Source organism: Chelatococcus daeguensis (genome assembly GCF_001887265.1).
Classification (GTDB): Bacteria; Pseudomonadota; Alphaproteobacteria; order Rhizobiales; family Beijerinckiaceae; genus Chelatococcus_A; species Chelatococcus_A sambhunathii.
In genome coordinates this window covers 560989-578960 of the sequence record NZ_CP018095.1, presented here as the reverse complement: position 1 = coordinate 578960, position 17972 = coordinate 560989, and the positions used below count along the sequence as shown (strand labels likewise).

At 72.6% G+C, this 17972-nt stretch carries 16 protein-coding genes; 3 read left to right on the top strand and 13 right to left on the bottom strand.

Annotated elements, in window-relative coordinates:
* The first annotated feature begins 129 nt into the window (after positions 1-129).
* Both BOQ54_RS02670 and BOQ54_RS02665 read left to right on the top strand, forming a co-directional pair.
* A complete protein-coding gene (locus BOQ54_RS02670) occupies positions 130-2676 on the top strand; it encodes a DUF3772 domain-containing protein (RefSeq protein WP_071924374.1) in 2547 nt (848 codons plus the stop codon).
* Position 2677: 1 nt separating this feature from the next.
* Positions 2678-3193: a CAP domain-containing protein gene (locus tag BOQ54_RS02665; RefSeq protein ID WP_082464831.1), complete on the top strand. Its 516-nt coding sequence runs from the start codon at positions 2678-2680 to the stop codon at positions 3191-3193.
* A 6-nt stretch (positions 3194-3199) separates the two neighbouring features.
* Here BOQ54_RS02665 and BOQ54_RS02660 read toward each other — a convergent pair whose 3' ends face one another.
* Genes BOQ54_RS02660 through cbiE form a run of 5 tightly spaced genes read right to left on the bottom strand, consistent with a single transcriptional unit; the run spans position 3200 to position 7881 of the window.
* Positions 3200-4702, bottom strand: coding sequence for a cobyrinate a,c-diamide synthase (locus BOQ54_RS02660; RefSeq protein WP_055459729.1), 1503 nt, complete (start codon positions 4700-4702; stop codon positions 3200-3202).
* Positions 4699-5481 carry a uroporphyrinogen-III C-methyltransferase gene (cobA, locus tag BOQ54_RS02655; RefSeq protein WP_071923196.1) on the bottom strand — a complete coding sequence of 261 codons (783 nt, stop codon included), beginning with the start codon at positions 5479-5481 and terminating at the stop codon, positions 4699-4701. Before cobA ends, BOQ54_RS02660 begins: the two co-directional genes overlap by 4 nt.
* Positions 5481-6254: a precorrin-4 C(11)-methyltransferase gene (gene cobM / locus BOQ54_RS02650; protein ID WP_055459731.1), complete on the bottom strand. Its 774-nt coding sequence runs from the start codon at positions 6252-6254 to the stop codon at positions 5481-5483. Before cobM ends, cobA begins: the two co-directional genes overlap by 1 nt.
* Positions 6251-6625: a cobalamin biosynthesis protein gene (locus BOQ54_RS02645; RefSeq protein WP_145979707.1), complete on the bottom strand. Its 375-nt coding sequence runs from the start codon at positions 6623-6625 to the stop codon at positions 6251-6253. Before BOQ54_RS02645 ends, cobM begins: the two co-directional genes overlap by 4 nt.
* Positions 6622-7881: a precorrin-6y C5,15-methyltransferase (decarboxylating) subunit CbiE gene (gene cbiE, locus BOQ54_RS02640; protein WP_432431525.1), complete on the bottom strand. Its 1260-nt coding sequence runs from the start codon at positions 7879-7881 to the stop codon at positions 6622-6624. The genes BOQ54_RS02645 and cbiE overlap by 4 nt, the downstream gene beginning before the upstream one ends.
* Between cbiE and BOQ54_RS02635 the strand changes: the two genes are divergently transcribed.
* On the top strand, positions 7880-8662 hold the full coding sequence (locus tag BOQ54_RS02635; protein WP_071923194.1) for a cobalt-precorrin-6A reductase: 783 nt from the start codon (positions 7880-7882) through the stop codon (positions 8660-8662). The genes cbiE and BOQ54_RS02635 overlap by 2 nt on opposite strands.
* Positions 8663-8769: 107 nt before the next feature.
* On the opposite strand, the gene cobJ is transcribed toward BOQ54_RS02635, so the two are convergent.
* From cobJ to BOQ54_RS02595, 8 genes are all read right to left on the bottom strand, one after another.
* On the bottom strand, positions 8770-9543 hold the full coding sequence (gene cobJ, locus BOQ54_RS02630) for a precorrin-3B C(17)-methyltransferase (protein WP_071923193.1): 774 nt from the start codon (positions 9541-9543) through the stop codon (positions 8770-8772).
* The gene (locus BOQ54_RS02625) at positions 9540-10271 is read right to left on the bottom strand and encodes a precorrin-2 C(20)-methyltransferase (RefSeq protein ID WP_071923192.1); all 732 of its coding nucleotides are present in this window, start codon (positions 10269-10271) and stop codon (positions 9540-9542) included. The genes cobJ and BOQ54_RS02625 overlap by 4 nt, the downstream gene beginning before the upstream one ends.
* Positions 10268-10900: a precorrin-8X methylmutase gene (locus BOQ54_RS02620; RefSeq protein WP_071923191.1), complete on the bottom strand. Its 633-nt coding sequence runs from the start codon at positions 10898-10900 to the stop codon at positions 10268-10270. The genes BOQ54_RS02625 and BOQ54_RS02620 overlap by 4 nt, the downstream gene beginning before the upstream one ends.
* On the bottom strand, positions 10897-12168 hold the full coding sequence (locus tag BOQ54_RS02615; protein ID WP_083585878.1) for a hypothetical protein: 1272 nt from the start codon (positions 12166-12168) through the stop codon (positions 10897-10899). Before BOQ54_RS02615 ends, BOQ54_RS02620 begins: the two co-directional genes overlap by 4 nt.
* The gene (gene cobN / locus BOQ54_RS02610; protein ID WP_071923189.1) at positions 12165-15650 is read right to left on the bottom strand and encodes a cobaltochelatase subunit CobN; all 3486 of its coding nucleotides are present in this window, start codon (positions 15648-15650) and stop codon (positions 12165-12167) included. Before cobN ends, BOQ54_RS02615 begins: the two co-directional genes overlap by 4 nt.
* Before the next feature lie 47 nt (positions 15651-15697).
* Entirely contained in the window at positions 15698-16747 is a 1050-nt protein-coding gene (gene cobW / locus BOQ54_RS02605; protein WP_071923188.1) for a cobalamin biosynthesis protein CobW, read from the bottom strand.
* Positions 16748-16814: 67 nt separating this feature from the next.
* Complete coding sequence (locus BOQ54_RS02600) at positions 16815-17243, bottom strand: DUF1636 family protein (RefSeq protein WP_055459740.1); 429 nt, start codon at positions 17241-17243, stop codon at positions 16815-16817.
* Positions 17243-17968, bottom strand: a complete 726-nt coding sequence (locus BOQ54_RS02595; RefSeq protein ID WP_071923187.1) for a CbtA family protein — start codon at positions 17966-17968, stop codon at positions 17243-17245. Before BOQ54_RS02595 ends, BOQ54_RS02600 begins: the two co-directional genes overlap by 1 nt.
* Between the last annotated feature and the right edge of the window lie 4 nt (positions 17969-17972).

The following is a 17972-nucleotide window of genomic DNA, read 5'->3' as shown; positions in this document are numbered from 1 at the left end:
CCTTCACCAAAGGCCCGCTTGCTGCCCACAGAGCACAACTTCCCCGCCTTGTCTTTGCCGCAACCGCCGAAGAGGTTGCCGCGGGCGACGGCCGGGGGGCTGAGCCGAAGCAGCGGATGCCGCATGCGCATGACACATCCTGTCCCGATCCTTCGCCTTGCGGCGGCCATCGTCCTCGCCACCAGCCTTTCCATCGGCTTCTGCTGGCCCGCAAGCCTGGCCGCCGCTGCACAGGACGCGGCAGAGCAACGCCCCCCGGTGCTGGCAGCGCCATCGGGAGCGGTCGCGGAGCCGGGCAACGGTCAGGATGCCGCTATCCATCGGGCGCAGCTCGACGGGGTAAGGGCCCAGCTCGACCAGATCGAGAACGCCCTGACGCGCCAGGATCTTTCGGACGACGACCTGCAGCGGCTGCGCCAGCTGCTGGAGGCGCCAGCGGCGCGGATTCAGGCAACCCTCACGGCCCTGACGCCGAAGGCCGATGCCGTCAAGGAGCGCCTGACCCAACTCGGCCCGGCGCCGGCGGCCGGAGCCGCACCGGAGACGGCGGAGATCAGCCGTGAGCGGGAGGAACGCAGCCGCTCGCTGAAGGAGCTCGAGGACACGATTCGCCTCGCCAGGGCACTGCAGGTGCAGTCCGAGCAGATCCGGGCCACGTTGGCCGAACGGCGGCAGGCGGCCTTTACGCGCATGATCTTCCAGCGCACGCATAGCCTGCTCAGCCCTCATCTCTGGTCGCGCTTGCTTTCGGCCCTGCCGGGCGAGTTCGCCGCGCTCTCCACCGTTGCGCGCGACTGGCTGGCGACCTTCGAGCGGCGCGCCCGCAGCGGGGAGGTGCTGGCGCTGCTCGCCGCCCTCGGCATCGGGCTTGCCCTGCATTTCGCGCGCGTCCGGCTGCTGCCGCATGTCGCACGCCGCCCCGCGGAGGTGACGGACCCGAGCCGGCTGCGGCAGTCCGTGACAGCCCTCGGCATCGTGCTGGCCCAGACGGTGCCGGTCCTTGCCGGGGTGTTGGTGCTCTATCTTGCGCTCGAGAGCATCCAGCTGCTGCCGCCGCGGGTCGCGCCGATCGTCGGCACCTTCCTGACGAGCCTCGTCTTCCTCACCTTCGTGCGCTCTCTCGCCCACGGCCTCCTCGCCCCCGGCCTGCCTGCCTGGCGGCTGCTGCCGGCACAGGAGGTAACGGCGCGCATTCTCGTCACGGCAGTCACGACCGGCTCGGCACTGGTCCTGCTGTTCACCACACTCGAGCGCATCGCCGAATCGATCGGCGCCGACTACGCCGTCCTCGTCTTCCTGCGGGGCGTCCATGCTGTTGCGATCGCGGCGCTGCTGGCGGTGACGCTGCACCGAACGCAATCGACCGGTGCCAGCGACGAAGCCTGCCTCGGCCCCTATGTGCCCGACAGCCGGGCCGGCGGTCCGCTCAAGGCCCTTGGCTGGCTGGTGGCGGCGATCATCCTCATCGCCTGCCTCGCCGGCTACATCGCCCTCGCCACCTTCCTCGTCGAGCAGATCGTCTGGGTGGCGACGCTCGCGGCGGTGCTCTTCCTGCTGCTCGTCCTGGTCGAGGAAACCTTCGAGCACGCGATCCGCCCCAACAGCCGCTTCGCGCTCTCGCTGCAGACCAGCCTCGGGCTGCGCCGTGGCGCGCTCGACCAGCTGTCGGTGCTCGCGGGCGGCACGATCCGCATCCTGCTCGCCATCGCTGCCATCGTGCTGGTGCTCGCACCATGGGGAATCGAATCGTCCGACATCCTCGGCTCGCTGCGCAGCGGGCTCGCCGGCATCCAGCTCGGCGAGGTCAGACTGTCGCCGACAGCGATCGCCATCTCCATCGTCACCTTTCTCATCGTGATCGTGGTGACGCGGGCCGTGCAGCGCTGGCTCGACCAGAAGTTCCTGCCAGCGACGGAGCTCGATTCCGGGCTGCGCAACTCCATCCGGACGGCGACCGGCTATCTCGGCTTCTTCCTGGCGGTCGCGCTCGCAACGGCCCAGATGGGCCTCAGCCTGGAGAAGATCGCGATCGTCGCCGGTGCCCTCTCCGTCGGCATCGGTTTCGGCCTGCAGTCGGTCGTCAACAACTTCGTCTCCGGCCTCATCCTCCTGTGGGAGCGGCCGATCCGCGTCGGTGACTGGGTCGTCGTCGGCGACGAGCAGGGCTACGTGCGGCGCATCAACGTGCGCGCGACGGAGATCGAGACTTTCGACCGGGCAGCGGTCATCGTGCCCAATTCCAACCTCATCTCCGGCGTCGTCAAGAACTGGGTACACAACAACCGCATCGGCCGCATCATCGTGCCCGTCGGCGTCTCCTATGACGCCGATCCGGACGAGGTAGCGCGCATCCTCGAGAGCTGCGCCCGCGAGCATTCGGAGGTGCTGAGCGAGCCCGCTCCGACGGTCCTGTTCATCCGGTTCGGCGATTCCTCGCTCGACTTCGAGCTGCGTTGCTTCGTCGGCAATGTCGAGGCGTCGCTCGGCGTGAAGAGCGCCCTGCTCTTCTCCATCTTCCGCAAGCTGCGCGAGGCGGGCATCGAGATCCCCTATCCGCAACGTGACCTCCACGTGCGCGGCACCGAACGGCTGGAACAGGTCCTCGAACGGCTGACAGATGCCACAAGGGCACCGCCGGCGCCCGCGAGTGCGGCCGAGACGTCCCAATCTTCATAGGATGACCATGGTGAACACCTCCTCCGTTCAGCAACTCCTGCGCCGCGCGCTTGCCGCAGCCCCGCTCGCGCTCCTGGCGGCCTGCTCCTCGCAGCCGGAGACGCAGCAGCCGGCCTTCTACCGCTCCCTCGCCTCGGCCGGTGCGAGCGTCGATGCCGCAAGCGCCGCGGGGATGATCTCGGCCTACCGCCGCAACCACGGCCTGCCGCCCGTCGCCGTCGACGCCGCCCTGCAGCGCGAGGCGCAGGCAGAGGCTGAGCGCATGGCGGCGGCCGACAGGCCGAGCTCGGCCGATGCGGTGAAGCAGCGCCTCGCCGCGGCGGGCGTCGCCTCTCCCGCCGTCAACCTCTCGGCCGGCTACCACACCATGGCGGAGGCCTTCTCCGGCTGGCGCGAATCGCCCCAGCACGACCGCACCATGCTGGCGCCCAGCGCGACGCGCCTCGGCATCGCCACGGCCTATGCGCCGGGGTCGAAATACAAGGTCTACTGGGCGCTGATCGTCGCCAGCCCCTGAGAGGGCTCAGCGCGGAGCGATAGCGTGAAAGAAGGTGCCGCTGACGCGCCCGCGCAGATGGCCCACCGGGCCGATGTCCGTTCCATGTGCATCGCGCACCTGCGCCAGGCAATCGACCTCGCCCGGGGCGCCGGCCGTCACCGAGGCATAGTGGAACTCGTGGCCGACGAGCACCGCGCCGGCGGAGCCGAGGACGCTGTCGCGGGCCAGCGTCGCGATGCGATAACCGAGGTGCAGGCGGCGCCTCGCGAAGGAGGTGACGACGGGCAGCAGGCCGGCCATGGCGTGCGTCACACCTTCGGCATCCTCCAGCGCCTCGCCCAGCACCATGTAACCGCCGCATTCGCCGTGCACCAGCCGGCTGGCCGCGAACCCGCGGAGGCCGTCGAGGAAGCGCGCATTGCCGGCGAGTCGCCCGGCATGCAGTTCCGGATAGCCGCCCGGCAGCCAGCAGGCGTCGCAATCGTCCCCCGGCGGCTCGTCCTCCAGCGGCGAGAAGGGCACGATCTCCGCCCCCGCCTGCCGCCAACCGTCGAGCACATGCGGATAGACGAAGGAAAAGGCCGCATCCTGCGCCAGCGCGATACGCCGGCCGGGCGGTGGCAGGCGGAGCGATGGGCGGCCGGGCGGTCGAAGGCTGGGCGATGAAGGACTGGGCGCCGTTCCCCTCCCCCCGCCTTTCGGTTGGAAGGGGCTAGGGGTGGGGGGTGTTCCCGCTTGGATGGGCCGGCTGTCGATCGTCGCGCCGCTGCCCCCCACCCCAACCCTCCCAACCGCAAAGCGGGGGGAGGGAGCCTGTCGCTCCCGGTCGTCGCCAGCGTTTTGCGATTGCCGCGCAGCGCGCAGCAAGGCGTCGAGATCTATCGACGCCTCCGCGAGGTCCGCCAGTGCGTCGAGGCGGGCGGCGAGGTCGGCCGTCTCGCCCGCCTGGACGAGGCCGAGGTGGCGCTCGGGCAGGATGATCTCCTTGCGGCGCATGACGACGCCGACGACGGGCAAGCCGATCTGCGCCATGCCGTCGGCCGAGAGGCGCCGGTGGCGCTCGCTCGCGACGTTGTTGAGGATGACGCCGGCGATCATCACGCGCGGATCGTAGCTGCGGAAGCCGAGAGCCGTCGCGGCCGCCGACTGCGCCTGGCCCGAGACGTCGAGCACCAGCACGACCGGCCAGCCGAAGCGGGCGGCGATGTCGGCGCTGGCGCCGGTCGCCCCCTCGCCGCCGGTCACACCGTCGAAGAGCCCCATGGAGCCCTCGGCAATGACGAGGTCGGCCGCCGCATGGTCGGTGACAAGATCCTCCAGCAGCGCCGGCGGCATGGCGAAGCTGTCGAGGTTGAAGCTCGGCCGCCCGGTCGCCGCGGCATGGAAGGCCGGGTCGATATAGTCCGGCCCGCATTTGGCGCCCTGCACGACAAGGCCGCGCCGGCTGAGCGCCCGCATCACCGCAAGCGTGATCGTCGTCTTGCCGGAGCCGGAGCGTGGGGCGGCGATGAGGAGGCCGGGGCTCACGAAGCCTCCTTCAGGCGAGCGGCGAGCATGGCGCGGAACCGCGCTATGGCGCCCACAGCGATTACCGCCGGCGCGTTGAGGCCGCCGCCAGCGGCGAGCGCGGCAAGCTCGTCGAGCGTGCCCTCCACAAGCCGCTCGTCCAAGGTCGAGACCCGCTCCACCGCGAGCGCCGGTGTCGCGCCCGGCATGCCACCGGCCTTGAGTCCGGCAACGATGGCGGGCAGGTTGGCGACGGCCATGTAAAGCACGATGGGCACGCCCGCCCGGGCAAGCGCCGCCCAGTCCGCGCCCTCCTCGCCCGGCGCCGCATGGCCGGTAGCGAGAATGACGGCGTGGTTGGTGTCGCGCGTCGTCGCCGGAAGGGCGTGGGCGGCGAGTGCGGCAATGCCGCTCGACAGGCCGGGCACCACGTGGAACGGCACGCCGGCGGCGGCGAGCGCCAGCACCTCCTCGCCGCCGCGGCCGAAGACGAAGGGATCGCCTCCCTTGAGGCGCAGCACGCGCAGCCCTTCGCGCGCGAGCGCGACCAGCCGCTCTGAGATGTCGCGTTGGCACGCCGAGGGCTTGCCGCCGCGCTTGCCGGCATATTCGCGCCGAGCCGAAGACGGTGCGAGCGCGAGGATGCGCGGATCGACGAGCGCGTCGTGGACGATGACGTCCGCCTCGACGAGCGCCTTGACGGCATGGAGCGTCAGGAGCCCGGGGTCGCCGGGGCCGGCGCCGACGAGCCAAACCGAGCCGGGCGCGAAGGCGGGCGTCTCGATCTCCGGCAGCCTCATCACGTCTCGCTCTCCCCCTCCTGCGGGCGGAAGCGCCGCGCATAGGTCTTCGTATAAAGCGCGCTGTCGCGGAAATCCTCGCGAGCCAGCGCCGGCCCGACGAGGATGAGCGCGGTGCGCTCCAGCTTCTCGCGCGCCACCTCGCCGGCGATGCCGGAGAGGGTACCCCTCAGGATACGCTCGTCCGGCCAGGACGCACGCCAGACCACGGCCGCCGGGCAATCCGGCCCGTAGTGCGGCGTGAGCTCATCCACCACCTTGTCGATGACATGGATGGAGAGATGGATGGCGAGCGTGGCACCCGTCGCGGCGAAGGCGGCGAGCTTCTCCCTGTCCGGCATGGGCGAGGCGCGGCCGCCGGTACGGGTGAGCACGAGCGACTGGGCGACGCCGGGCAGCGTCAGCTCTCGCCCGAGCGCAGCCGCAGCCGCGGCGAAAGCCGGCACGCCCGGCGTCAGCGTATAAGGAATGCCAAGGGCATCGAGCCGGCGCATCTGCTCGGCCACCGCGCTCCAGATGGAGAGGTCGCCCGAGTGGAGGCGCGCCACGTCCTGCCCGAGCGCATGGGCACGCTCGAACTCGGCGGCGATGGCATCGAGGTCGAGTCCGGCCGTATCGACGAGGCGCGCACCCGGCGGGCACCAGGAGAGGATCTCCGGCGGCAGGATCGAGCCGGCATAGAGGCAGACCGGACAGCGCTCGACGAGGCTGCGCCCGCGCAGGGTCATGAGATCGGCGGCGCCGGGACCCGCGCCGATGAAATGGACGGTCATGGCCCCTCCCCTTCCGCCACGGCGCAGGTCGCCCCCGCCTCTGCAAGGCGCGCCACGAGCAGGCGCGCGCCGCGTCCGGCGGCGACGAGCGCCGCCGCTTCGGCGACCGAGCCGACGCCGTAGCGGGCAAGGCTTTCGGGCGCGCGTGTCGCCACGGCCGCCTCGACGGTCTGCATGGCCGCGCGCGATACCGGCGCGACCGGCAGGCCCAAGAGGCGCGCCGCCGCGGCCACCGCCGGCAGGTCCGCGCGCCAGTCGGGCACGGCGAGCACGGACGCCTCCAGTCCGGCATGGGCCAACGCTCGGCGTACGAGCGCGGCAATGGCCGCGCCGTCGACAGCGCTGGTAAGACCGATGCCGAGGGCGATCATGGCTTGTCCACCATCCATTGCGTCACGGGCATCGCCGTGCGCCAGCCATGGAAGCCGCCGACCGGCTCGGCCCGGGCGACGGAGAGGCGCCGCAGCCGCCCGCCGTGGGCGGCGAAGAGCGCGGCGAGCCGCTGTTCGCTCTCCAGCGTCACGGCATTGGCGACGAGCCGCGCGCCGGCCGGCAAGGCGGCCCAGGCCGCCTCGAAGACGCCGGCATCCGTCAGCCCGCCGCCGATAAAGACGGCCTCAGGCCGCGGCAGGTCGGCGAGCCCTTCCGGCGCCCGGGCTTCCACCACCGTGACAGCGATCGCGCCGAGCCTGTCCGCATTCGCCGCGGCACGCGCGGCGCGGTCCGGCCGCTCCTCGATGGCGAAGGCGCGGTTACGGGGATGGGCAAGGCACCATTCGATGGCGATGGAGCCGGCGCCGGCGCCAATATCCCACAACACCTCGCCCGCGCGCGGGGCGAGCGCCGCCAGGGTCACGGCGCGGATCTCGCTCTTGGTGAGCTGGCCGTCGTTGTCGAACCAGGCATCGTCGCGCCCCGGCACCAGCGTCACGACCCGGGCGTCCGGGCCGGCGAGGACCTCGACGGCGAGCGTGTTGAGCGGACCGATCCCGGCAAGATCGAAGCCTTGCGCCGACGCCACAAGGCGCCGCTCGCGCGGCCCACCCATGGCCTCGAACACGGTGAGGCGCGAGGCGCCGAAGCCACGCTCCGTGAGCAGCGTCGCCACCTTGCCGGGCGTCGTGCCGTCCCATGTCAGCACGATGAGCCGCGCACCGGGCTGCAGGTAAGGCACGATGCCGGCGAGCGCGCGGCCGTGCAGGCTGATGGTCGCGGCGTCCGGCAGCGACCAGCCGAGACGCGCGGCGGCGAGCGAGAAGGAGGAGGGCTGAGGCAGGCACAGCAGTTCGTCGGCCGGCACGAGGGCGGCGATCTGCGCGCCGATGCCATAATTGAAGGGATCGCCGCTGGCGAGGATGCACACCGGGCGGCCGCGATGGGCGAGGATTTCCGGAAAAGCCTCCTTGAGCGGGCTCGGCCAGGCGAGGGCCCGGCCGGGAAAGGGCGCGGCGAGCGCGAGGTGCCGCTCCCCGCCGACCACGAGCTCGGCCGCCTCGAGCGCCGCGAGCGCGGCGGGAGACAAGCCGCCGCGCCCGTCCTCCCCGATGCCGACAATCGTCAGCCAGGGCCCCGCGCTCATCCGCGCGGCGCTCGACATCGGCGCTGCGTTGGGCGAGAAGTCCGGCATGTCAGCGGCCATGCGCATTCTCCTTCTCGGCGGCACCAGCGAGGCGACGACCCTTGCCCGGCTCGTGGCGGAGGATACGCGGTTCGAGCCCGTGCTGTCGCTCGCCGGGCGCACGAGCGCGCCGGCCGCCGCGCCTGTCGCGACACGCATCGGCGGCTTTGGCGGCGTGGACGGGCTGGCGCATTTCCTCGCCCGAGAACGGATTGCGGCCGTCGTCGATGCGACGCATCCCTTCGCCGCTCGCATGAGCGCGAATGCGGCCGCCGCCTGCGGGATGGCGGGCGTGCCGCTTCTCGCCCTCACGAGGCCGTCGTGGCAGCATCGGCCGGATGATAACTGGATCGAGGTCGCCGACATGGCGGGCGCGGCGGCGGCGCTCGGCACGATGCCTGCCCGCGTGTTCCTCACCATCGGGCGGCAGGAACTCGCCGCCTTCGCGGCGGCGCCGCAGCACCATTATGTCGTGCGCAGCATCGAGCCGGCGGAGGGGCTTCTCGCGTCCGCCACGCTCATCCGGGCGCGCGGGCCGTTCGCGGTGGAGGACGAGGTGGCGCTGATGCGGCGCGAGGCGATCGATGTCGTCGTCTCCAAGAATGCCGGCGGCCGCGCCACCGAGGCCAAGATCATCGCGGCCCGCAAGCTCGGCCTGCCCGTCGTCATGGTGCGACGGCCCGACCGGCCTGACGTGCCGATGGTCGAGACCGCCGAGGCCGCACTGGCATGGCTCGTCGCCAGGCACCGGAGCGCAAGCGTCCCCTCCCCCCTTGTGGGGGAGGGTTAGGAAGGGGGGTAGCGCCATCCGCTGCACAAGCGACCGGCGCCCGGCCTGACGCCCCCCACCCCCGATACCTCCCCGCAAGGGGGAGGGGAGAATTGACGCCGCTCTGTTCACCGCCCGCCTCCGTAGCTGCGCGGCGTGTAGACCCAGGGTCGTTCACCGGCCGGCCGCAGCACGCAGCGCGTCGTCGAGGCCCCGATAATGACGAGGGTCGCCATGTCGGCGAGGCCGCCGGCCGCCTCGGCGAGAGGCACCACCGTCAGCTTCTCGTCGGCACGCCCCACGGCCCGGGCGAAGATGACGGGCGTTTCCGGCGCGCGATGCTCGCGGGCGATGGCGAGGGCGCGCCCGAGCTGCCAAGGCCGCGCGCGCGAGATGGGGTTGTAGAGGCAGATGACGAAATCGGCCGACAGCGCCGCAGCGAGCCGCTTCTCCAGCACCTCCCAGGGCTTCAGATTGTCGGACAGGGAGATGGCGCAGAAATCGCCGCCGAGCGGCGCGCCGGCCCGGGCCGCGGCGGCGAGCATGGCGGTGACGCCGGGCTCCACGTGGATGTCGAGCCCCGCCCAGGCGGGATCGCCCCCTTCGACCGCCTCGAACACGGCCGCCGCCATGGCGAAGACGCCGGGATCACCGCCCGAGACGACGGCCACCCGCCGGCCCTCGGCGGCGAGCGTGAGCGCGTGGCGCGCCCGCTCCAGCTCCACCCGGTTGTCGGAGGCGTGGCGGCGCTGGTCGGGCCGCAGGTCGCCGAGGCGGTCGAGATAGGGTCCGTAGCCGATGAGGTCGCTCGCGCCCTCAAGCGCGGCGCGCGCCGCCGGCGTCAGCCAGTGCGGCTCGCCGGGCCCGAGGCCGACGATGACGAGGCGGCCCGACGCCCTCACAGCCGGCGCCCCTCGCCGGGCACCAGCACCATGGCGAAATAGGGCGCCTCGTCGTCGGCCTTCTCGGCAAGCGGGCAGACGATCTCGCCGTCCATCGTGCCGCGCTCGACGAAGACAGCGCGCTCGATGAGCCCGGCCTCGATCAGCGCCGCACGCACCTTGCGGAGGTTGCGGCCGAGCTTCATGATGACGGCGGCGTCCGTCGTGCCGAGACGGCGCACCAGGTCCTCCTTCGCGAGCGTCGCCGGCAGCACCGTGAGCACGTCGTCGCCCCAGGTGATGGGCACGCCGGCGCGTGACCAGCAGCCCGACATGCCGGTGACGCCCGGCACCACCTCCACCGCGAAGCGCCCCCGCAGGCGCCGCCACAGATGCATGAAGGAGCCGTAGAAGAAGGGGTCGCCCTCGCATAGCACGGCGACATCGGTGCCGGCGGCGAGTTCCCGGGCGATCGCCTCGGCCGCCTCGTCGTAGAAGGACGTGATGGCGGCACCGTAGCCCGGATCGGCCACGGCGATCTCGGTCGTCACCGGATAGACGAGGGCCATTTCGCGCCTGCCTGTGCCGATGGCCGCATCCGCGATGGTGCGGGCATGGCCGCGCCGCCCCTTCTTGGCGAAATGGGCGACGACGCCCGCCTCGAGCACCACTGCGCGGGCGCGCAGCGTCACATAGCCGGCGTCGCCCGGCCCCATGCCGACACCGAAGAGCTTGCCTGGGGTGGTCATTCGCTATCGCTCGCAAGGGCGTTGACCGCCGCGGCCGCCATGGCGCTGCCGCCGCGCCGGCCCTGGACGACGAGGTGCGGCACGCGCCCGTCGGCGGCGAGCGCCGCCTTCGATTCGGCCGCGCCGACGAAGCCGACGGGGATGCCGATGATGGCAGCCGGCAGCGGCGCGCCCTCGTCCAGCATTTCCAGCAGACGGAACAGCGCCGTGGGCGCATTGCCGACGACGACGAGGCTGCCGGCGAGCCGCGCGCGCCACAGCTCCATGGCCGCGGCGGTGCGGGTGTTACCTATCTTCTCAGCGAGGGCCGGCACGCGCGGGTCGTCGAGCGTGCAGACGACCTCGTTGCCCGCCGGCAGGCGCGCGCGGGTGATGCCGTTCGCCACCATGCGCGCGTCGCAGAGGATGGGCGCGCCCCGGCGCAGGGCCGCCGCCGCCGCTTCCGCGAAGCCGCCGGACATGTCGACGTCCTGCGACAGGTCCGTCATGCCGCAGGCGTGGATCATGCGCACGACGACGCGCTCGGCGGCGCCGGAAAAGCGCGCAAGATCCGCCTCGGCGCGGATGATGGCGAAGGAAGCGCGATAGATCGCCGCCCCGTCGCGCTCGTAATCGTAACGGCCGCTCATCGCGGCATCTCCTTCCCCGGTTCAGATCCCAACGCGCGGACGAGGGAAGCGATTGCCTCGCCCCGCGACGGGCCAGTCGCGACAACCTGCTGCAGCAGCGCCTCGATCTCCGCCGCTGAGCGGACGGCGAGCGGCGCATCGCGCACCGTGCCGTCGAGCACCACGCCATAGCCGCCCGCCTGGGCCACCAGCGTGAGCGGCGCTGGCGCCTGGCGCGCACAGCCCTTGGCGCAGCCCGAGACATGCACGGCGCCGAGGAGCCCGGCCACGCCGGCGAGGCGCAGGGCATCGGCCTGCGCCGGCGCGAAGGCGCTCCGGCAGGCCGGCCGCCCCGGACAGGCGACAAGCAAGGCACGCGGATCATCGGCATCGACGATGAAGCCGGCCGCCCGCGCCTCGCGCATCAGCCCGTCCGCGGCGCCCCTGTCAAGATGCGGGATGAGCACGGCCCGGGAGGGCGTCAGGCGCAGTTCTCCCGCGCCGTGGCGGCCGGCCCAACCGGCGAGCCGGCGCATGTCGGCAGCGGCGAGGCGGCCGAAGGCCGGGGCGACGGCGAGGATCGGTTGTTCGCCGGCTGGCAGAAGGCCGAGGTAATTAGCCGGCACATCGCTTCGTTGTCGGGGACTACGCTTGGCGGAGCGACGGGCGAGGAACTCCAATACCAGCGCCACGATCCGGGCCGGGAGCCCGGCCTCCTGTCTCCTCCTCCCTTGCGAAGGAGGGGAGCAGGGCGTGTCCGCCTCAGGCGGTTGCGCGCCGGGCAAATGGACGACAGCGTTGCCGTCGGCATCGATGGCGACCTCGACGTCCGCTGCCACGGCGGGCGCGGTGCCTTCATGTCCAAGGGCGATGCAGAACTTGCCGGGGAGCTTCGCGCGCAGCGGCCGCAGCTCGGCCTCGATGGCATCAGCGAGCGGGCGCAGGTCGCGCAGTCCGTCGAGACCCGCGAGCGGATGCAGAAAGACGACGCGCTGCGGTCCCGTTGCCGGCAAATCATCGATGAAGCCGAGTCCGGCGAGCGCGTCAGAGAGCGCGCCATGATCGGCCTCGACAACACCGCGCAACTGCAGGTTGCCGCGGCTCGTCACATCGGCGAGGCCGTTGCCGTAGCGCTCAGCCAGATCGGCGAGCCCTCCAAGCTGTGCCGCCGTCAAGGAGCCGTGGCGCGGGTGGATGCGCACGAGCAGGCCGTCGCCGGTCGCCATGGGGCGGGCGATGCCCGGACACCAACCGCGTCGGCTGGCCGGTACAGGAGCCGCAACGCTCATGCCGCGGCCTCCCGGACGAGGGTCTCCAGCCGGGTGGCGGCGGAATTGAGCCGCGAGCGCCACAGGCCGCGGCGGCGGGCCGCGGCGAAACGCTCGAGGATAGCACCGGCGGCCGGGGGATTGGCCTCCCGCACCTGGGCGAAAACCGCCTCGTCGCCGACATAGGCGGAAAACAGCATGTCGAACTGATGGTCCGACACTGCGCCCGTGGTGGCCGCACAGATGAAGACGGCATCGAGCGACTGGGCGAGCTCGGCGGCGCCGCGCCAGCCGTGAGCGAGCTGGCCGGCGATCCAGCGCGGGTTGATGAGCCGGCCGCGGACGAGGCGGGCGACGTCCTCCTCCACGGTGCGCACGCGCGGCGCCACCGGCCGGCTGGTATCGAGACTGAAGACGAGCGCCCCGTCGCGCCCGGCGACGGCGAAACCGCCGATGGCCTCCATGGCGTCGTCGCCGTCGAGGATGTCGCGCTCGCACGTGTCGGACACGTGGACGAAGGCATCGGCCGCCGCGAGCCGCTCCGCGAAGGAGTCATCCGCGCGCGCCTCGCCGGCGCCATAAGCGTGGTCGGTCGCGGCCAGGTAGAGCGCGGCGAGGTCCGTGCGCGCGGCCTCGTCATCCGCCAAGACCCGGTCCGCCAGCCCCATGCCGTAGCGGCCCGGCGCGGCGCCGAAGACGCGGGACAGGAGGCCACCGGCGCGGCGCGCGGCGGCGAGCGGGTTCCAGCCGTCCTCCTCGTCGAGCGCCGCGACCGCCCGCGCCGCCTGGTCGAGCAGCGCCAGCTGGACGGGGAAGGTATCACGAAAGGCGCCCGAGACGCGCAGGGTGACGTCGACGCGCGGCCGGTCGAGCAGCGCCAGAGGCAGGATGGTGAAGCCGCCGACACGGCCGGAGGCATGGTCCCACTCCGGCTTCGCGCCCATCAGCGCCAGCGCGTGGGCGATGTCCTCACCGCCGGTGCGCATGGTGGGCGAGGCCCACAGGTCCATGACGATGCGGCGCGGCCAGTCGCCCGTCTCCTGCAGATGGCGGCGGACCACTTCGGCGGCGGCGCGCTCGCCGAGCCGGGTGGCAGCCGGGGTGGGGACGGCGCGCGGATCGAGCGTCGTCATGTTGCGGCCGGTGGGCAGCACCTCCACCTGCCCGCGGGCAGGCGATCCCGATGGGCCCGGCGGCACGAAACGCCCGTCGAGCGCGGCGACGAGTGCCTCACGCTCGGCCGCGCCGCTCGCCGCGACAGCCTCGGCCACGCGCGCGGCCTCCGGTTCGTCGAGCCCGGCGATCTCGGCCAGAAGACGCGCCCGCTCAGGTGCCGCGGGGCTGCGGCCGAAGACGTGCAGTCCCGCGGCGAACGAAACTTCGGCGAGATCGCAAAGATGCGCATCGAGCGCGCTCAGCGCCTCCGCCATCCCCATGCCCGGGACGATGCCGCATTCGGCGGCGAGGCCGGCGGCTTCGGCACGCGACAGGATGTCCTCGGCAAGGAGTGTCGCCCGGCGCGGGTCGAGCACCTGTGCGCCGGCATATTCCTCCACGAGGTCGCGCAGTCCGGCCGCCTCGCCGTGGAGTCCACCGATGGCGAGCGGCGGCGTGAGATGGCCGAGCGTCAGGGCCGCGATACGCCGCTTGGCGGGCGCCGCCTCGCCGGGATCGTTGACGATGAAGGGATAGATCACCGGCAGGTCGCCCGTCACCACCTGCGGCCAGCAGGCGCCCGACAGCGCTACGGCCTTGCCCGGCAGCCATTCCATGGTGCCGTGCGTGCCGAGATGGACGAGGGCATCGACGCCGGAGCGCCTGAGCGCCAGATAGAAGGCGAGATAGCCGTGGCAGGGCGGCACGTCCGGCGCGTGATGCAACGCCTTCCTGTCGGCGTCAGGCAGGCCGCGGCCCGGCTGCAGGGCGGCAAGCGCCTTGCCCGCGCGCAGCACGGGGAAGACGAAATGGCCGTCGCGACAGGCGGGGTCCGATTCAGGCGCGCCCCAGCGGTCCAGAACCTCCGCCTGCAGCGCGGCGGGCAGGGCGGAGAACCAGGCGCGGTAATCGGCAAGGGACAGGAGCGCTTCGCCGGGGGCCGCCGAATCTCGGGAGAGATCAGCCGCGGCGACCGGGTGCCCCCTGGCCCCCTCCCCCCGCAAGCGGGGGGAGGGAGGCACGGCGCCCGTCAGCCGCGGCATCACGTCGGCCACATCGAAGCTGCGGCGTGTGTCGAAGCCGACCGCGGCGAGATCGTCGAAGATGGCGCAGAGGCTCGCCGGCGTGTCGAGCCCAACGGCATAGCCGGCGCGGCCGGCACGGGCAGGATAGTCGGACAGGACGAAGGCAAGGCGCCGCTCGCCGCGCGGCGTCGCGGCAAGGCGCGCCCAGCGGGCGGCAAGGTCCGCGACCGCCGCCACGCCCTCCGGATCGGCGACCTTGCGCCGGCCGACGAAATCGGCCGCGGGCACGTCGAGCGCCCATTCCTTGAAGGCGACGGCGCGGCCGATGAGGCGCCCGTCCGCCTCCGGCAGCACGACCTGCATGGCAAGATCCGCCGCGGCGAGGCCGGCCGGCGCCTCCGCCCAGGCCTCGCGCGTGCTGCCCGAGACGATCGCCTGGATGACGGGCACCCCGGCCGCGTCGAGGACGAAGCCGGCATCGTCCCGCGCCGAAAAGCCCGTCAGCGCGACGATCACGGCGGGCGGGCGCAACGCGAGGAGCCGGCGCAGCGGCTCGGCGACGGCAGGGTCCTTCAGGCTGGTGAGCGCCAGCGGCAGCGGCGCGAGGCCACGCACGGCCAAGGCTTCGGCAAGGGCTGCGACCGGCGCGACATCCCCGGCCGCGAGCGCCGAACGATAGAAGAGGAGCGGCACGACCGGCCGGTCCGCCGGCAGGCTTGCGAGCGCCGCCACGGGCTCCACGGCCCCGCCCTCCGCCGACCAGGCGACGAGCGGCGGCAGCGGCGCCGGCGGTGCAGACGCGGTCTCGCTCGCCGCTTCATGGCCGAGGGCGGCGGCGATGCGGCCGAGCATTGCCTGCATCGCTGCCTCGCTGCCGGCCGAGAAATCGGCATGGAGCGCGCGCAGCAGGTCCGGCGAGGCGCTGGAGAGCGCCATGAGCGCAGGGTCGGGCCGCGGTTCGCCGGGCACCGCCGCGAGCATCAAGCCCGTCTCCCGCGCGAGCTGTGACAGGCGCTCGAGGCCGTAGCGCCAGTAGTCGACGCCGCCGAGGCAACGCACCAGGACGAAACGCGCCTTCGCCGCCACCTGATCGACGTAGAGGTCGACCGACAGGGGATGGCGCAGCCGCTTGAGGTCGGCGAGGCGCAGGCTGGGAAAGTCGCTGCCGGAGCGAGCATGGGCGAGACGGGCATGGGCGGCCGCGACGAGCGCAAGATCGCTGTCGGCGAAGGAGAGCACGACGACGTCGCCCGGCGACTGGGCGACATCCACCGCCTCGTTCGCCTCGTCGAGCGTCACGGATGTCGTCGCGAGGAGGTGCATCGCCTCCGTCCCTCAGCTCTCACGCAGCCGGCAAGCCCGCGCGCTCCTCACCCGGCGAGCGCACCCGCCACCGCATCCCGGTCGAAGCCCTTGAGGCCGATGACGACGAGCCGGCCCGCGCGCTCCTCACCCGGCTTCCATGCCCGGTCGAAATGATGGCCTACTCGGGATCCCACCGCCTGCACCACGAGCCGCATGGGCTTGTCCGGCAGCGCGAGGAAACCCTTGATGCGCAGGACGCCATCCACCGCGCCCGCGGCGGCGACGCGCCGGGCGATCTCCTCGGGCGAATCGACATCGGCCACCGGGAAGATAGCGCTCTCGAAGTCGTCGTGGTCGTGCTCGCCGATGTCGTCATGGTGCGACGGACGGGCGGCAAGGTCGTTCTCCGCCGCCGCGCCGAGGCCGATCAGCACGCGCGCGTCGATGGCGCCGTTGGCCGCCGGCACGATCTTGACCGCGCGCGGCAGTTCGCTGGCAATCTGTGCTGACACGGCCTCGATCTCGGCCGAGGTCATCAGGTCCGTCTTGTTGAGCACGATGAGGTCGGCGCACAGAATCTGGTCCTCGAACACCTCCTCGAGCGGATTGTCGTGGTCGAGCGTCTCGTCCGCCGCACGCTGCGCCGCCAGCGCGGCGGGATCGTCGGCAAAGCGCCCCTCCGCCACGGCCGGCCCGTCGACCACGGCGACGACGCCGTCGACGGTGACGCGCGAGCGGATCTGCGGCCAGTTGAAGGCGCTGACGAGCGGCTTGGGCAGGGCGAGGCCCGAGGTCTCGATGACGATGTGGTCGGGCGCCGGCTCAATGGCGAGCAACCGGTCGAGCGCCGGCACGAAGTCATCCGCCACCGTGCAGCACAGGCAGCCGTTGGGCAGCTCCACCACCGCCTCCTCCGGGCAGCCGGCGATGCCGCAGCCGGAAAGGAACGAGCCGTCGAAGCCGACGTCGCCGAATTCGTTAACGATGACGGCAATGCGCCGGCCGTGGCCGCCCTCGAGGATGCGGCGCACGAGGGTCGTCTTGCCCGCGCCAAGGAAGCCGGTGACGATGGTACACGGCACCTTGGCCGTCGTTGCTGGAAGGGTCGCTTGCATCTGTCGGTCCAGTCTGCCGCATCACGGCGGCACAAGAAAATCGGGGGCTGCGCCAGGAGCGGCGCGGCTAGTCCTGCGTCAGCGCATCGCTGCCGCTCAGGGCCGGCGTCGGCGTCTGCGGGCGAAAGGCCAGGGGCGGCACGCGCGCGACGACGCCCTTGCGGAAGGGCAGCGGCCGCTCCTTCCAGGCGATGATGCCGTTCTCGGTGGCGCCATAAGCCCGTGCGGCAGCGGCGATGTCGTCGAGATGGGCCTCGTTGTCGAGGTCACCGACGAGATAGGTCCACTTGCCGTCACCGACGAGCGCCACCGTGCAGGGGCGGTTGCAGACGGCGAGGCACTCGACCGGCACCACCGCGGCGCCGGGCGCGTCATCGGCCAGCCGGTCGGCGAGGCGCTCGGCGAGCACGCGGCCCGGCTCATCGAAGCCGACGGCATTGTCGGCGCGCCGCCGGCAGGAGACGCAGACGAAGACGGTGACGTCGGGCGCCGCCATCACGCCTCACCCGCCCGGTGGGCCAGATGCTGCCAGAGGAGACCGACGAGGAGCCCGGTCGACAGCCACAGCACCGCCTGGACGGCGAGCGAGGTGGCGGCGAACTGGGCGGCGAGCTCGGCCGGCACGCGGCTCTCGTAGGCGGCCGGATGCGGCGCGCCGACGACGTGCGGCGCCGCGATCATGGCAAGGGCGATAGCTCGGGCCCAGAACGCGCCGTGGTGCACGAACAGCCACAGGCCGCCCGCGGTCAGCGCCGCCGTCGCGATCCACCAGACCTGCCGCGCCAGCAGCGGCGCGGCGGCGCTGCCGGGCAGTTCCGGCGCGAGGCCGAGGGCCGGTGCAAGGCCGGCGGCGAGGAAGGCGGCGAAGGCGAACCCGAGGGCCCGGCGCTCGTCGATGCGCCCGCCTGCCGCGATCATGGCGGCGAGGATGACGAGGGCGAAACCGACGGCCGTGACGATCGTGGCAAGCCCGGTCAGCAAGGCCCTGCCGGCATCGAAGCCGGCCTCACCGCCCGATGCGGCAGCACGGGCGCCGTGGCCGCCGTGAGCGAGGATGATATTGGCCGGCACCAGCAGGCCACGGGCCTGCTGCTCGGCCTCGACCTCATAGACCTCCGCCGCCAGGATCAGCGGCGTCGTGGTGAAATGCTGCAGGACCGCAACCGCAAGCCCGGCAACGAGGCCGGCCACAAGGCCGACCGCGAGCACGCGTTGAAGCATTGCC

Excerpts from the sequence above, each read along its gene's own strand:
- cobM (WP_055459731.1), bottom strand. The coding sequence starts at position 6,254 with ATGACCGTCCATTTCATCGGCGCGGGTCCCGGCGCCGCCGATCTCATG.
- BOQ54_RS02665 (WP_082464831.1), top strand. The coding sequence starts at position 2,678 with ATGACCATGGTGAACACCTCCTCCGTTCAGCAACTCCTGCGCCGCGCG.
- BOQ54_RS02670 (WP_071924374.1), top strand. The coding sequence starts at position 130 with ATGACACATCCTGTCCCGATCCTTCGCCTTGCGGCGGCCATCGTCCTC.
- BOQ54_RS02595 (WP_071923187.1), bottom strand. The coding sequence starts at position 17,968 with ATGCTTCAACGCGTGCTCGCGGTCGGCCTTGTGGCCGGCCTCGTTGCC.
- BOQ54_RS02620 (WP_071923191.1), bottom strand. The coding sequence starts at position 10,900 with ATGAGCGGCCGTTACGATTACGAGCGCGACGGGGCGGCGATCTATCGC.
- cobA (WP_071923196.1), bottom strand. The coding sequence starts at position 5,481 with ATGAGGCTGCCGGAGATCGAGACGCCCGCCTTCGCGCCCGGCTCGGTT.
- BOQ54_RS02615 (WP_083585878.1), bottom strand. The coding sequence starts at position 12,168 with ATGAGCGTTGCGGCTCCTGTACCGGCCAGCCGACGCGGTTGGTGTCCG.
- BOQ54_RS02635 (WP_071923194.1), top strand. The coding sequence starts at position 7,880 with ATGTCAGCGGCCATGCGCATTCTCCTTCTCGGCGGCACCAGCGAGGCG.
- BOQ54_RS02645 (WP_145979707.1), bottom strand. The coding sequence starts at position 6,625 with ATGATCGCCCTCGGCATCGGTCTTACCAGCGCTGTCGACGGCGCGGCC.
- BOQ54_RS02600 (WP_055459740.1), bottom strand. The coding sequence starts at position 17,243 with ATGGCGGCGCCCGACGTCACCGTCTTCGTCTGCGTCTCCTGCCGGCGG.
- cobW (WP_071923188.1), bottom strand. The coding sequence starts at position 16,747 with ATGCAAGCGACCCTTCCAGCAACGACGGCCAAGGTGCCGTGTACCATC.
- cbiE (WP_432431525.1), bottom strand. The coding sequence starts at position 7,881 with ATGCCGGACTTCTCGCCCAACGCAGCGCCGATGTCGAGCGCCGCGCGG.
- cobN (WP_071923189.1), bottom strand. The coding sequence starts at position 15,650 with ATGCACCTCCTCGCGACGACATCCGTGACGCTCGACGAGGCGAACGAG.
- BOQ54_RS02625 (WP_071923192.1), bottom strand. The coding sequence starts at position 10,271 with ATGACCACCCCAGGCAAGCTCTTCGGTGTCGGCATGGGGCCGGGCGAC.